The sequence below is a fragment of the Phenylobacterium sp. genome (genome assembly GCF_004299445.1).
In the GTDB taxonomy this organism is placed as follows: domain Bacteria; phylum Pseudomonadota; class Alphaproteobacteria; order Caulobacterales; family Caulobacteraceae; genus Phenylobacterium.
The window spans coordinates 67,922-81,731 of record NZ_SCTC01000004.1; the positions used below are offsets into that span (position 1 = coordinate 67,922).

General features: G+C 68.9%; 16 protein-coding genes and 1 pseudogene. 10 read left to right on the plus strand and 7 right to left on the minus strand.

Annotated elements, in window-relative coordinates:
• Positions 1–20 precede the first annotated feature (20 nt).
• The 4 genes from EPN98_RS02140 (at position 21) to EPN98_RS02155 (ending at position 4,329) form a co-directional block, all read left to right on the plus strand.
• Positions 21–773, plus strand: coding sequence for a DsbA family protein (locus tag EPN98_RS02140; protein WP_366558450.1), 753 nt, complete (start codon positions 21–23; stop codon positions 771–773).
• Between the two features lie 50 nt (positions 774–823).
• Entirely contained in the window at positions 824–2,314 is a 1,491-nt protein-coding gene (locus EPN98_RS02145; protein ID WP_293359640.1) for an FAD-dependent oxidoreductase, read from the plus strand.
• 100 nt (positions 2,315–2,414) lie between these two features.
• The gene (locus EPN98_RS02150) at positions 2,415–3,818 is read left to right on the plus strand and encodes an aldehyde dehydrogenase family protein (protein WP_293359643.1); all 1,404 of its coding nucleotides are present in this window, start codon (positions 2,415–2,417) and stop codon (positions 3,816–3,818) included.
• Between the two features lie 118 nt (positions 3,819–3,936).
• A complete protein-coding gene (locus tag EPN98_RS02155; protein WP_293359646.1) occupies positions 3,937–4,329 on the plus strand; it encodes a GFA family protein in 393 nt (130 codons plus the stop codon).
• Positions 4,330–4,560: 231 nt separating this feature from the next.
• On the opposite strand, the gene EPN98_RS02160 is transcribed toward EPN98_RS02155, so the two are convergent.
• From EPN98_RS02160 to thiS, 4 genes are all read right to left on the minus strand, one after another.
• Positions 4,561–4,989 (minus strand): hypothetical protein, encoded by a 429-nt coding sequence (locus tag EPN98_RS02160; protein WP_293359649.1) that lies wholly within the window; start codon positions 4,987–4,989, stop codon positions 4,561–4,563.
• 160 nt (positions 4,990–5,149) lie between these two features.
• Positions 5,150–5,917: a LytTR family DNA-binding domain-containing protein gene (locus EPN98_RS02165; protein ID WP_293359652.1), complete on the minus strand. Its 768-nt coding sequence runs from the start codon at positions 5,915–5,917 to the stop codon at positions 5,150–5,152.
• Positions 5,918–5,949: 32 nt separating this feature from the next.
• The gene (locus EPN98_RS02170; RefSeq protein ID WP_293359654.1) at positions 5,950–6,741 is read right to left on the minus strand and encodes a thiazole synthase; all 792 of its coding nucleotides are present in this window, start codon (positions 6,739–6,741) and stop codon (positions 5,950–5,952) included.
• Between the two features lies 1 nt (position 6,742).
• Entirely contained in the window at positions 6,743–6,943 is a 201-nt protein-coding gene (thiS, locus tag EPN98_RS02175) for a sulfur carrier protein ThiS (protein ID WP_293359656.1), read from the minus strand.
• A 77-nt stretch (positions 6,944–7,020) separates the two neighbouring features.
• Here thiS and aroQ point away from each other — a divergent pair, with 77 nt between their 5' ends.
• The 3 genes from aroQ to accC are packed head-to-tail and all read left to right on the plus strand — an operon-like array spanning position 7,021 to position 9,321.
• Positions 7,021–7,458: a type II 3-dehydroquinate dehydratase gene (aroQ, locus tag EPN98_RS02180; RefSeq protein WP_293359659.1), complete on the plus strand. Its 438-nt coding sequence runs from the start codon at positions 7,021–7,023 to the stop codon at positions 7,456–7,458.
• A 26-nt stretch (positions 7,459–7,484) separates the two neighbouring features.
• Positions 7,485–7,970 (plus strand): acetyl-CoA carboxylase biotin carboxyl carrier protein, encoded by a 486-nt coding sequence (accB, locus tag EPN98_RS02185; RefSeq protein ID WP_293359662.1) that lies wholly within the window; start codon positions 7,485–7,487, stop codon positions 7,968–7,970.
• A gap of 4 nt (positions 7,971–7,974) precedes the next feature.
• Positions 7,975–9,321 carry an acetyl-CoA carboxylase biotin carboxylase subunit gene (accC, locus tag EPN98_RS02190; RefSeq protein WP_293359664.1) on the plus strand — a complete coding sequence of 449 codons (1,347 nt, stop codon included), beginning with the start codon at positions 7,975–7,977 and terminating at the stop codon, positions 9,319–9,321.
• Here the strand turns inward: accC and EPN98_RS02195 are convergent.
• Positions 9,318–10,244 (minus strand): LysR substrate-binding domain-containing protein, encoded by a 927-nt coding sequence (locus tag EPN98_RS02195; RefSeq protein ID WP_293359667.1) that lies wholly within the window; start codon positions 10,242–10,244, stop codon positions 9,318–9,320. The genes accC and EPN98_RS02195 overlap by 4 nt on opposite strands.
• Before the next feature lie 65 nt (positions 10,245–10,309).
• On the opposite strand from EPN98_RS02195, the gene EPN98_RS02200 reads away from it, so the two are divergent.
• The 3 genes and pseudogenes from EPN98_RS02200 to aat form a co-directional block, all read left to right on the plus strand.
• The gene (locus EPN98_RS02200; protein ID WP_293359670.1) at positions 10,310–11,062 is read left to right on the plus strand and encodes a thioesterase family protein; all 753 of its coding nucleotides are present in this window, start codon (positions 10,310–10,312) and stop codon (positions 11,060–11,062) included.
• Entirely contained in the window at positions 11,059–12,096 is a 1,038-nt protein-coding gene (locus EPN98_RS02205; protein ID WP_293359673.1) for an alcohol dehydrogenase catalytic domain-containing protein, read from the plus strand. Before EPN98_RS02200 ends, EPN98_RS02205 begins: the two co-directional genes overlap by 4 nt.
• Positions 12,097–12,136: 40 nt before the next feature.
• Positions 12,137–12,754 (plus strand): annotated as a pseudogene (gene aat / locus EPN98_RS02210) (leucyl/phenylalanyl-tRNA--protein transferase); the annotation flags it as partial.
• Here aat and EPN98_RS02215 read toward each other — a convergent pair.
• Complete coding sequence (locus EPN98_RS02215; RefSeq protein ID WP_366558451.1) at positions 12,724–13,557, minus strand: DUF2155 domain-containing protein; 834 nt, start codon at positions 13,555–13,557, stop codon at positions 12,724–12,726. The pseudogene aat and the gene EPN98_RS02215 sit on opposite strands and share 31 nt — an antisense overlap.
• Before the next feature lie 5 nt (positions 13,558–13,562).
• On the minus strand, positions 13,563–13,810 hold a 248-nt coding region (locus EPN98_RS02220), incomplete at its 5' end, for an NADH-ubiquinone oxidoreductase subunit NDUFA12 family protein (RefSeq protein ID WP_293359676.1).

Here is a 13,810-nt window from a genome sequence, read left to right on the forward strand (position 1 = left end):
CTGAGACCTATCTGGATCCGATGAAGCGCTACGCCCCCCTCGCCGTCGTCATGACGGCCGCTCTCGCCCTTTCCGCCTGCCAGAAGCAGGCTGACGCCGAGTTCGGCGCTAAGGTGCGCGCCTACCTTCTGGAACACCCCGAGGTTCTGGAGGAGATGGCGCTCAAGCTGCGGGAGAAGCAGACGCTGGCCGCGGCCAAGGCCAGCGCAGCGACGGTCAACAAGTACCGCCAGCAGCTCGAGCGCGACCCGCGCGACGTGGTGATCAACCCGAACGGCGAGTTCACCGTCGTCGAGTTCTTCGACTACCGCTGTGGCTACTGCAAGGTCGTGGCGCCCGAGATGGTCAAGCTGATGCAGGAGAACCCCGACGTCCGCTTCGTCTTCAAGGAGTTCCCGATCTTCGGCGAGGTCTCGGAGACCGCCGCACGGATCGCGCTGACCGCCGAGGGCAAGACCAAGGGGCTGCAGCTCTACAAGGCCTGGATGGAAGACCGCGGCCTCGACGAGGCGGCGCTCGACCGACACCTGATCGAGGTGGGCCTTGACCCCGCCGCCGTGCGCAAGGCCGCCGCCAGCCCGGCGATCACCGAGCAGCTCAACGACATCCGCACCCTCGCCCAAGCGCTGGGCCTGCAGGGCACCCCGGCGTTCATCATCGGCGACTATGTGATTCCCGGGGCCGATCTCGACGCCGTGAAGGCCGCGCTGGCCAAGGTGAAGGGCCAGAACCTGAAGCGGCCGCCTGCCACGGCCCCAGGCTCCCCGACGTAAAGATCGGCCTCTGGTAGACTGCTTCGCGAAGAACCTCTCAGGGGAGTATGATGAGCGAACGGGTCGTGGTGATCGGGGCCGGTATGGCCGGACTCTGGACGGCGATGGCGCTGGCCGGGTCGGATCGCGAGGTCGTGGTGCTGGACCGCGACCCGCCACCTCCGGAAGGCGGGGCCGACGTGGCCTTCGAGGACTGGCAGCGCCGCGGCGTCGGCCACCTGCGCCACAGCCACGCGTTCCTGGCCCGCCTGCGCACCATCGTCCGTGACCGCCACCCGGCGCTACTGGACGCCCTGCTGGAGGCCGGGTGCCGCGAGCTGGGCTTCGAGGGCGGCCTGACGCCCAAGCACAAGGAAAACTACGTCCCGGCGCCGATCGACAAAGACCTGGCGATCCTAACCAGCCGGCGCACGACGCTGGAGCTGGTGATGCGCCGCTACGCCGAGGGCCTGCCCGGCGTGACCATGCGGCCGCAGACCTTCGTGAAAGACCTGATCGTGGAGGCCGGCGCGCCGCCGCGCGTCACTGGGGTGCGCCTCGAGGACGGCAGCGAGCTCTCGGCCGACATCGTCGTCGACGCGGCGGGCCGAACCTCCAGCGCGACCGAGCATCTGGCCGCCGCCGGCGTGACGATCCCGCAGACATCCGAGCCCTGCGGCGTCATCTATTTCACCCGCCACTACCGGCTGAACCCCGGCTGCGAAGAGCCCCCGCGCACGCGGGCCGGCGCGACGGGCGACCTGGGCTACCTCAAGTTCGGGGTCTTCCCGGGCGACAACGGCTGCTTCTCGATCACCCTGTGCGCCCCCGAGGTCGAGGAGGAGATGCGCAAGGCGATTGTCGATCCCCAGATCTTCGACGCCATCTGCCGTGAACTGCCCGGCGTCGCCCCGTGGATCGATCCCGAGCGTGCGAAGCCCACCAGCAAGGTGTTCGGCATGGGCCAGCTGGAGAGCCGCTGGCGCGAGCTGACGCCGGGCGGCAAGCCCGTCGTGCTGGGCTTCTATCCGGTCGGCGACAGCGTGGTGCGGACCAACCCGTTGTACGGCCGGGGCTGCTCGTTCGCGGCGGTGAGCGCGTATCTGCTGGCCGACGCCCTGGCGGCGGCCCAGCATCCGGCGGCGCGCCTGATGGTCTATCGTGACGGTCTCGAGCGCGAGCTGCGGCCCTACTACGACGTGATGCGCAAGGCCGATCAGGGCGCCATCAAGCGCGCCCGCGCCGCCCTCCTGCCGACCGGCAAGCCCAGCCTGCGCAGCAAGGTGATGAGGAGCTTCCTGGAAGACGGCGTGTCCATCGCCATCCGCGAGGACGTCGAGCTGATGCGGGCCTTCCTGAAGGGCTTCCACATGCTGGAGCACCCCGAAGCCTGGCTGAAGAAGCCGGCAAATCTGGCGCGGATCATGAAGGTTTGGGCCCGCGGCAAGTCCCGGAACGCCGATCTCTACCCGGCCAAGGGCGGGCCTGACCGGGACGAGATGTTCGAAAAGGTCGGCGTCTCGGCCAACGCCGACCGCGAACGGCTGCAAACCGCCGCGTGATCTTCCTCTCCCACGCAGTGGGAAAGGAAGTTGCTCGGCTTGACCGCCCTGACGTAAGGGGCGTTCCCTCCCTCCCGAAGAATTCCCCGGGAGGAACGACATGTCGGACTACAAGCTCTTGATCAACGGCGCCCTGGTGGACGGCGACGCCACGCTCGACGTGGTGAACCCGGCCACCGAGGCGGTGTTCGCCACCTGCGCCCGCGCCTCGAAGGCCCAGCTGGACCAGGCCGTCGCCGCGGCCCAGGCGGCCTTCCCGGCCTGGAGCAAGACCTCGATCGACGCGCGCCGCGCCGTGCTGCTCAAGATCGCCGACGCGATCCAGGCCAACATCAACGATCTCGCCCGGCTGCTGGTGCAGGAACAAGGCAAGCCGCTGGGCGACGCCATGGGCGAGATCTTCGGCGCCGCGGCCTTCTTCCGCTACTTCACGACGCTCAGCCTGGACGCCCGCGTGGTGAGCGATGACGCCACCAGCCGCGTCGAGGTGCGCCGCAAGCCCCTGGGCGTCGTGGGCTGCATCGTGCCCTGGAACTTCCCGATGATCCTGATGGCGTTCAAGGTCCCCGCGGCCCTGCTCGCCGGCAACACCGTCATCGTGAAGCCCGCGCCCACCACGCCGCTCACGGCGCTGAAACTGGGCGAGATCATCAAGGACATCGTGCCGCCCGGCGTCGTGAACATCATCGCCGACAACAACGAGCTGGGCGGCGAGATGACCAAACATCCGGGCATCCGCAAGATCAGCTTCACCGGCTCCACCGAGACCGGCAAGAAGGTGATGGCCAGCGCCGCCGACGCGCTGAAGCGCATCTCTCTCGAGCTGGGCGGCAACGACGCCCTGATCGTGCTGGACGACGTCGACCTCAAGGAAACCGCCCCCAAGGTCCTGGGCGCGGCCATGCAGAACGCCGGCCAGGTGTGCATCGCGGCCAAGCGAATCTACGTCCACGAGAGCATGTACGACGCCATGTGCGATGAGCTGGCCCGCTTGGCCGGCGAGATGGTGGTGGGCGACGGCCTGGAACAGGGCGTCCAGATGGGCCCGCTGCAGAACAAGGCCCAGTTCGAGAAGGTGCTGGGCTTCATCGAGAGCGCCAAGAAGGACGGCAAGGTCATCGCCGGCGGGGGCCGCAAGGGCGACAAGGGCTACTTCATCAACCCCACGATCGTCCGCGACATCACCGACGGCGCGAAGCTGGTCGACGAGGAGCAGTTCGGCCCGGTCATGCCGGTGATCAAGTACTCCGACCCGGCCGAAGCGGTGGCCCGCGCCAACGCCTCGATCTACGGCCTCGGCGGCTCGATCTGGGCTAAGGACACCGAGCGGGCCTGGAGCCTGGCCGAGCAGATGGAGTCGGGCTCGGTGTGGGTGAACAAGCACGCCGACCTGCAGCCCCACCTGCCCTTCGGCGGCTCGAAGTTCTCGGGCATCGGCTCCGAGCTTGGCGAGGAAGGCCTGAAGGAGTTCACCCAGGTCCAGGTCCTGAACATGGCCCGATAGGACTACGGAAAGCGCGGGCGGCGGCGCTGTGGCGCGGCCGCCCGCCGCTGCCGCCACACCGTTGTCAGCAGCCCCGCCCTAATGTCTCGCCGACGGCAGACATGAGGGAGACCCGCCGATGCTCACCGGGCGTTGCCACTGCGGCGCGATCACCTACGAGATGACCGAACAGACGGTCCATCACGCCCTGTGCCACTGCACCGACTGCCGCCGTTCGGCCGGCGCGCCGATGGTGGCCTGGGGCATGGTCCCCGCCGACCAGATCGCCATCCACGGCGCGACCCACGTGTACGCCTCGTCCGAACACGGCCGCCGCCACTTCTGCCCCGCCTGCGGTACGGGCCTGTTCTACACGAACGAAGAGGTCTTCCCCGGCCTCATCGACGTCCAGACCGCCACCCTCGACGACCCAGGCGCCCTGCAGCCCACCGCCCAAATCCAGGTCGCCGAACGCATCGAGTGGATGGCCAACGCCCACGACCTCCCCGCCTTCGACCGCTATCCCGGCTGAGCTTACCTCCCCCGCGAGCGGCGGGAGGTAAGGGGCCCGGTCGCCCCCAGCGAAGACCGACATCGGGACGGGATCTTTGGAAGGTCATCTGCTGCGGGGGCGGATGGCGAACACTCGTGGTGCTATCGGCGCTGGATGAATGGGAAGCCGTGGAGCAAGTTGAAGAGCCGCGTCGAGGCTCCTTGGCCTGTTGTCGCTGCAACGAGGGGCCGGCGTTCCAGGTCGAGCAACCTATCGCCGCCGCCGCTGCGCCACCATCGGATGCAGCAGACCGCCGTGATAGGTCACGGCCCCGCACATCCGGTCCGCCGCGGCTGAAAGCGCCGCATTGTAGGTTACGTCGCCCTCGCGCGATCCCACGACCATCCGCACCGTCTGGCCGCTGACGGTCAGGCTTCGCACCACGACCGGCGCGGTTCGCACGGGTGTCAGGGTCCCGGCATAGCGGCCGTCGAGCCAGCCGACCGTCAGCAGGCCGAAGCTCGGGATGCCGCCCACGTCCATATAGACGTCCCACAATCCAGTCAGGTCGGGTTCGCCGGTCGGCGCCGCGGCGCTGGGCCCGCAGGTCGTCTTCAGAACCGTGGCGTCCTGCGCCAAGCCCGCGGCGGGAACCGCGGTGACGAACATGAGGGCGCAGGCAAAAAGTCGTTGTCGCATCTGATCTCCGATGAGGCTGCAGAAAAGTCGCCCCGTCTCGATCAGCTCGCCTGGCCGGCGACAACGGCCGATTCCGCCAATGCCATTGGCGCGCTCAGGATTTGCGGCAATGCCACACGCCGCCCGGAGCCGTCGCGCGGACGCCGCCTCCCGCGCCCGGTCAGGCGTCGCACGTCTCCAGGCCCGAGCGGACAGCCGCGAGATAGGTTCTGCCAACCGGCACCGTCAGGCCGTCGGCGAGATCGATGAGTGTCTGGTGCCCCTCGCGGCGCAACCCCGCGACCGCCTCGCGGGCGACCCACCAGCGCCGGTGCGCCTGAAGGCCGAGCTGGGGCGGGAGCAGTTGCATGGCCTCGCTGAGCTGCATGGAGACCAGCGCCGAACCGCGGCGGGTGTGGACCATCACGTAGTGATCCTGCGCCTCGAGGGCCACCAAGTCGCGGCCCAGCCGCTCGGGAACCCGCTCGAAGAACCGGTCGGCGTTCAGGTCTTCCGCCGGCGGCGCGGGCCGGGCCCGCGCCAGGGAAGGCCACGACGCGATGCCGCTGATGACCAACTGGACCGACGCGACCGAGGCGTAGAGCGACACCAGCTCCCGCGGCGGCGTCGACCGGGCGAAGACCATATCGAGAGCCCAGGCCACGACGAACATCATCGGCAGGGTCGAAACCAGTCCCACGATCACGATGGCGGCGACGGTCGGCAGGCGCGCGAACAGCGTCGCCGGACGAAGGAGCTGCAGGGTGGCGACCGCCAGTCCGTAGCCTACCGCCACGAGCGCGAACCAGAACGCGTAGCGTGCGGGCGCCGCCAGCGACTGGAACGACCCGAACGGTCCCGCGAATCCCAGGAACATTCCCAGCGCGATCGCTCCGTAGACGCTGGCGAAGCGCGGAGAGGTCCAGGCTCGGAGGAAGGACGATGACATTCTTGCGCCCAGCAAGAGGCGGACGAAGAGCCCTAGATCAGCCCGCTCAGCGGCGAGGACGGGTCGGCGTACTGGCGCTTGGCCATGCGGCCGGCCAGGTAGGCTTCCCGCCCGGCGATGACGGCGTGCTTCATCGCCACGGCCATGCGGATCGGGTCCTTGGCCTCGGCGATGGCGGTGTTCATCAGCACCGCCTCGCAACCCATTTCCATCGCCACCACCGCGTCCGACGCCGTGCCGACCCCGGCGTCCACCAGCACCGGGACCTTGGTCTGCTCGATGATGAGGCCCAGGTTCAGCATGTTCTGGATGCCACGGCCCGAGCCGATCGGCGCGGCCGCCGGCATGATCGCCGCGGCGCCCGCGTCCTCCAGCTTCTTCGCGTAGACCGGATCGTCCGAGCAGTAGACCATCACCGAGAAGCCGTCGGCGATCAGCAGCTTCAGGGCCCGCAGCGTCTCTTCCATGTCGGGCAGCAGGTGCGCGGTCTGCGACAGCACTTCCAGCTTCACCAGATCCCAGCCGCCGGCCTCGCGCGCCAGGCGCAGGGTGCGCACCGCGTCCTCGCCGGTGAAGCAGCCCGCCGTATTGGGCAGGTAGGTGAAGCGCTCGGGCTTCACATAGTCGGCCAGCATCGGCTGATTGGGATCGCTCAGATTCACCCGGCGCAGCGCGACGGTGACGATCTCGGCCCCGGCCGCCTCGGCGGCGGCGGCGTTCTGGGCGTAATCCTTGTACTTCCCCGTGCCCACGATCAGGCGCGAGGTGAAGGTGCGGCCGGCGACCGTCCAGGTCTCGTTCGAATTATGGGTCGAGCCGTCCACGTCAGCCGCCTCCGATGAAATGCACAATCTCGATCCGGTCGCCTTCGGCCACCGGGGTCTTCTGATAGGCCGAGCGGGGCACGATCTCCAGGTTTCGCTCGACGGCCACCTTCTTCGTGTCGAGCCCCAGGGCCGACACAAGCCCGGCCACGTCGGCGACGCCCGAAAAGACCCGGCTTTCCCCGTTGATCGTCAGTTGCACGCGTATGCTCCGTTCGCCTTGCTTGTGACCTTGGCCGGGGCCCGTTACAAGGGCCCGGAATCGCGCGGCGGAGCCGAATGCCGAAACCGATCTATGTGCTGAGCGGCCCCAACCTCAACCTTTTGGGGACCCGCGAGCCCGAGATTTACGGACATCAGACCCTGGACGACGTTCGTGGCCTCTGCGAGGCGCGGGCGAAGTCCAGGGGCTATGAGGTCGTGTTCCGACAATCCAACCACGAGGGCGAACTCGTGGACTGGATCCAGGAGGCCCGTGAGAAGGCCTCGGCGCTGGTGCTGAATCCGGCGGCTTACGGCCACACCTCCATCGCCATCCTCGACGCCCTGAAGATGCTCGCCATCCCGATCGTCGAGTGCCACCTGTCGAATCCGGCGGCCCGCGAGGCGTTCCGTCGGGAAACCTATGTTTCGCTGGCCGCCACCGGGATCGTCTCCGGCTTCGGGGCTGCGAGCTATGAACTGGCCGTCGAGGCCGCCGCGGGCCTGGCCCGCTAGACCAAACGAAAGACAAGGGCCGATACATGGCTAACACCCCCAAGGCGCCTGCCGATCCGTTTGATGCGCGTCTCGTGCGCAAGCTGGCGGACATCCTCACAGAGACCGGCCTGTCCGAGATCGAGGTCGAGCAAGGGGCGCTGAAGATTCGCGTGGCCAAGCAGATCACCGCCGCAGCCGTGCACCACGTCGCGGCGCCCGCGCCGATGCCGGCCGCGCCGGCCCCGGCCCCGGCCGTCGCAGCCCCTCCCGCCGAGGCCGCCCCCGCGGTCGCAAAGGGCGACGCTGTAAAGTCGCCGATGGTGGGCACGGTCTACCTGCAACCCAACCCCGGCTCGCCATCGTTCGTGAAGCTGGGCGACACGGTCGAGGCCGGCCAGACGCTCTTCATTATCGAGGCGATGAAGACCATGAACCCGATCCCCGCGCCCCGGGCCGGCAAGGTCGTCCAGATCCTGGTCGAGGACGCCACCCCCGTCGAGTTTGGCGAACCGCTCGCCATCATCGAGTAGCTCGATGTTCGACAAGATCCTGATCGCCAACCGGGGCGAGATCGCCCTGCGGGTCCACCGCGCGTGCAAGGAGATGGGCATCTCGACCGTCGCCGTGCACTCGGAAGCGGACTCTTCCGCCATGTGGGTGCGACTTGCGGACGAGAGCGTCTGCATCGGCCCTGCGCCGGCGGCCAAGAGCTACCTGCACATCCCGGCGATCATCGCGGCCTGCGAGATCACCGGCGCCCAGGCCGTGCACCCCGGCTACGGCTTCCTGTCCGAGAACGCCCGCTTTGCCGAGATCGTCGAGGCCCACGGCTTCACGTTCATCGGGCCCAAGCCTGAGCACATCAAGATGATGGGCGACAAGATCACGGCCAAGCAGGCCGTGAAGGCCGCCGGCATCCCCGTGGTTCCCGGCTCGGACGGCGCCGTGACCACCGAGGAAGAGGCGATCGCCGCGGCCAAGGAGATCGGCTTCCCCGTCCTCATCAAGGCGGCGGCCGGCGGCGGCGGGCGCGGCATGAAGGTCGCCAAGACCGAGGCCGACCTGGTGGAGGCCGTCCAGACGGCGCGCAGCGAGGCCAAGGCGGCCTTCGGCGACGACGCGGTCTACATGGAGCGCTACCTCCAGACCCCGCGCCACATCGAGCTGCAGGTCATCGCCGACAGCTTCGGCAACGTCTGCCACCTGGGCGAACGCGACTGCTCGCTGCAGCGCCGCCACCAGAAGGTGTTGGAGGAAGCCCCCTCCCCGGCCATCGACGCCGAAGCCCGCGCCAAGATCGGCAAGGTCGTGGTCGATGCCGTGAAGGCCATCGGCTACCTGGGCGTCGGCACCATCGAGTTCCTGTACGAGAACGGCGAGTTCTTCTTCATCGAGATGAACACCCGCCTGCAGGTTGAGCATCCGGTCACCGAGGCCATCACCGGCATCGACCTGGTGCGCGAACAGATCCGCATCGCCGCGGGCCTGCCGCTGTCATTCAAGCAGTCGGACATCATCTTCGAAGGCCACGCCATCGAGTGCCGGATCAACGCCGAGAACCCGAAGACCTTCGCGCCCTCGCCGGGCCTGGTCACCGACTACCACGCCCCCGGCGGCCTGGGCGTGCGCATGGATAGCGCCCTGTACGCCGGCTATTCGATCCCGCCCTACTACGACAGCCTGATCGGCAAGCTGATCGTCCATGGCCGCGACCGGGAGGAGTGCCTGGCGCGCCTCAACCGCTGCCTGGGCGAGATCGTGGTCGGCGGCATCGACACCAACATCCCGCTCTTTCAGGAGCTGATGCACCAGGAAGACATCCTGAAGGGCGACTACAACATCCACTGGCTGGAACGCTGGATGGCCAGCCAGGCGGGCTAGCCGAGGTCACGGCAAGCGGCTCGCAACCAGGTTATGAAGGCGCGGATCTTGGGATCGCGTTCCGACTCTGGCCGGCGCACCACCCAGTAACGTGTCGCGGGTCCGCTGAACCCTGGCAGCGCGAACACGAGCCGCTCGCCAAACCCTGGCCAGGCGCGCACGAGGGGGTCGATGGCGAACGCCACGCCCAACCCTTGGTCGGCCGCATGCAAGGTTGCGGGCGCGGAGTCGAGCCACAGGTCCCCCTCCTCGTCTGGGCGGTCCACGCCGTTCGCCTTCAGCCAGGTCCTCCAGGCGTGCGGTTGGGCGGTGTCATGGATCAGGCGCGTCCCCACCAAGTCGCGCGGGTCTCTCAGCGATAGTCGTTGGATCACTTCCAGGTTGGCGACGGGCGCTCCAGTGATCCGCAGCAGTTCGGTGCATTTGAGGCCCGGCCAGCGCCCGTCGCCGACGCGAACGCCGACATCGAAGTCGTCCTGGTCGAAATCAACGAAACGCGGCGAGGATTCGATCCTGACGTCGTAGGCGGGCCAACGCTTCGCGAACTGACCTAGATTTGGGATCAGCACCAACTGGCTGAACATGGCCAGCGCGCTCACCCGGATCTGCCGCGCCCGTGCGCCGCCGCGTACGGCGTAGGCCCCGCGCTCAAACGCCAGAAAGCCCTGCCGAACGAACGGAGCCAGCGCCTCACCGGCCTCCGAGAGAACCATGGCCCGACCCTGGCGGTGAAACAACGTCGCCCCGAGCGCCCGCTCGAGCGCCCTAATCTGATGGCTGACGGCAGACGGCGTCAGCCCCAGCGTCTCGGCCGCCGCCCGGAAACTCCCCAGCCGGACGGCGGCGTCGAACGCTCTGAGCGCCGCCAGAGGTGGGGTGGAACGCCCCCAGACAGGTGAACCCAATTCATGCATCCGACGCATGTTTCGCTTTCCGGGCGGCTGGCGTCCAGCGAGGTTTCGGGCCCGGCAACGAGGACCACTCGCCCATGACCCCTGTGTTCACGCTCGACCCCGACGGGTCCTGGCGCCCCAGCGCGTACGCTCGCGGTCCCTTTGAAGGGCTGCAGGGTGGCGGCGCGGCGGCGCTGATGGCCGTGGCGGTGGAAGGCGAGGCTCAGGGTTTTGTGGCCAGTCTGACAACGCACTTCCTTCGCCCTGTCCCCGTCGCGCCACTGCGGGTGACCGTCCGGCCATTGCGGCGGGGCCGCCGCGTCTGCGTGATCGACGCCGATCTGACGGCCGACGGGACGCTCGTGGCCGTCCAGCGCGCGACGGTGATCGCAGAACTGCCGGTCTCTGGCCTGCCGACCCCGCCGGCGCGACGCAGCGAGCCTCTTGAGCTCCCCTCCGAACGGCGGGCGGCGATGCATGGCGGGGCCTGGATGATGGATACGCTCGATGCGCGCTTCGCGGCCGGGGTGGCCTGGTTCCGCCACCAGCGACCGCTGTTTGAGCGCCCCTCGGCGCTGGCCCGTGTGCTGGTGGCCGCTGATTGGGCGCACGGTATCGTCCCGCCGATCGGAGCCGCCGTTCGGCCGCCCGCGGCGATCCCCAACACCGACCTCAGCGTCCACCTCATCCGCGCACCCCGCGGCGACTGGATCGGCTTAGAGCCCGCGACGGCGTGGTCGCCCTCGGCCATCGGCGTTGGCTGGGCAGCGCTCCGGGATGGCGAAGGCCTGATCGGTCAGGTCGCCATGTCGGTCGCCGTCACCCCCTTAACCCCGGAGGCCGCATGAGGCAGCTCTTCTACGTCTCGCCCCAGGTTCTCGAGTGGCGCGAGGTCGCCGACGCCAGGCTCGAGAGCGACGGCGACGCGATCGTCCGCCCGCTGGCCGTCACGCGCTGCGATCTGGACTTGTCCATCGCCACGGGGTTGGCCGGCTGGCCGGGTGGCTTCGCCTTCGGTCACGAGACCTATGGCGAGGTCATCGAGGTGGGGGACCGGGTCGCCGGTTTCCGCCCTGGCGACCGTGTGCTGGTGCCGTTCCAGATCAGTTGCGGCTCTTGCGGCCGTTGCCGACGGGGCCTCACGGCATTGTGCGAGACCGTGCCTTACCGCTCGTCGTACGGCATGGCGCCTCTGTCAGGCGTGGAATACGGCGGTGGCCTTGCCGACCGACTGCGCGTCCCGTTCGCAGATCACATGCTGCTGCATGCCCCCGCCGACCTGGCACCGGAGGCCCTGGCCGGGGTGGCCGACAACGTGACCAACGCGCTGGCCTTTGTCCTGGATCCGCTGCGCGAGCGGCCCGGCGCGCGGTTGCTGATCGTCGGCGGCGCGCGCGGCGGCATCGCCTTCCACGTCATTCAGTGCGCGATAGCCCTGGGCGCCGAGAAGGTCGTCTACGTCGCCCAGGATGACGACAATCTCCACGTCGCAAAGCGGCTTGGCGCCGAGACCATCCAGATGGAGCTGCGCCCCGATACCCCGCCGGTCGGGCCGTTTCCCCTGACGCTCGACGCCAGCGGTCACGATGACGGCCTGGCCTTCGCCATCCGTTGCACCGACTACGAAGGACTCTGCCAACGAACCTACGGTGACTTCGTCCCTCGAACGCCGACACCCTTGATGGACATGTACGGCCGCAACATCACGCTCAAGCTGGGCCGCGTTCATGCCCGCGCTCACATGCCGGCCGCGCTGGACCTCATGCAGCGCGGTTGTCTCTGCCCGGAACACGTGATCACCCGCCGGGCCCTCTTCTGCGAGGCGGCAGAGGCGATGACCGACCCGACCCATAAGGTCGTATTCGTGAACGAAGCGGCATGACCTACTCCCCCGCTGCCGGCGCGCGCGCTAGACCGGGGTCATGTCCGCCTTCGACGCCAGCGACCTGCTCGACTGCTATGCCCGGGGCGTCTTCCCCATGGCCGATGCGCGAGAGGACGCACGCGTCTTCCTGATCGACCCCGAGCGCCGCGGCGTCCTGCCGCTGGCGGGGTTCCATGTGCCCAAGCGCCTGGCGCGTACGGTGCGAGGCGATCCGTTCGATGTGCGGATCAACTCCGCCTTCCACGAGGTGGTGCTGGCCTGCGCGGCTTCAGGCCCGGGCCGGACAGAGACCTGGATCAATCGGCCGATCGAGCAGCTGTATCTCCAGCTGCACAAGGTGGGCCATGCGCATAGTGTCGAGTGCTGGGACGGCGATGAACTGGTGGGCGGTCTCTATGGCGTCTCGCTGCGCGGAGCCTTCTTCGGCGAAAGTATGTTCTCGCGGCGACGCGACGCTTCCAAGGTGGCGTTGGTGCACCTGGCGGCCCGGCTGATCGGCGGCGGCGTCCGCCTGCTCGACGCACAGTTCATGACCGAGCACCTCGCCCAGTTCGGCGCGCAGGAAATCTCGCGCGCGGCCTATCATCGCCGGCTGTCCGAGGCCCTGGAAGCCGACGGCGACTTCTACGTCGTAGGCGACGCGACCGGATCGACCTTCGCAGCCGGCTCGGATTTGGGCGCAGGCGGCGGGGCGGAGGGGGCCGTCGCCTTGGGCAGGGGTGTGGCGGAGGGCGCCGCGGCTGGCGAGCCTTCGGCCGCGGGCAGGTCTAGCACCTTCGGCGCCTCGGTCACCGCCTTGAGCGCGGGCGTCGCGCGCGGCGCGGCGGCGGCGACCACGGGAGCGGAAGCCCTGCAGCTGATCGCCCAGGCGTCGTAAGTGGCATGCTCCACCGGGTTGAGGCCCGGTGAGGCGGCGAACATCCAGCCTTTGAACGCCTGCTTGGGAGCCGGCGTCGGCCGGCCGGGCTGCGGCCGCGGCTGCGCGTCAATCGTCAGGTATACGATCGAGTCCTCGATCGGCTCGTCCGGCGCCGAGCGCTCGCACGCGCGAACGGTGAAGACCAGGCCCTTCCAGCGAACCGGCGTGTTGACCCGGGCCTCGAACCGCAGAGTCTCGGCCGTCACCTTGTCCAGCGCCTGGATGACGGCGATGTCGTAGCGGTTGCGGCGGATCGGCGCCTCGACCGGCTTTTCGGCGACCTGCTCCCTGGGGGCCACGGCCGGCGCGACATCCTTGGCGTCAACTGGAGCGACGGCGGCGGGCGCCGGCGCGGCGACGGTGGCGGGCGGCGCCTCCTCGGCGGCGGGGCCAGTGGGCGCGGACGCGGCCTCAGGCGCTGTCGGCGCGGTCGGCGCAGTGGGCTGCGCATCCACGATCCCCGCCGCCAGCATTGCGCCCAACGCCACGCCCAGGCCGGCGCGGCGCAGGTGGTGCGGCGGGATGCGGTAAGCGCCCATCGGGCCTACTCCGGGGTCCAGGCCTCGTAGTCGCCGGTCGCGCGCTGGCGGTCGCCGCCACGCGAGATCGCGCCCTGAGGCCGGCGCGCATAGATGGTCCCGGTCAGGTTCGGGAGGTGCTCTTTCTCCCAGGGCTTGATCTTGAAGGGCTCGACGGTCGGCGGCTCATCGAAAGTGTAGCGCAGCCAGCCGTGCCAGTCGGCGGTCACCTTCGAGGCGTCGGCATAGCCCTTGTAGATCGGAAGAGCACACG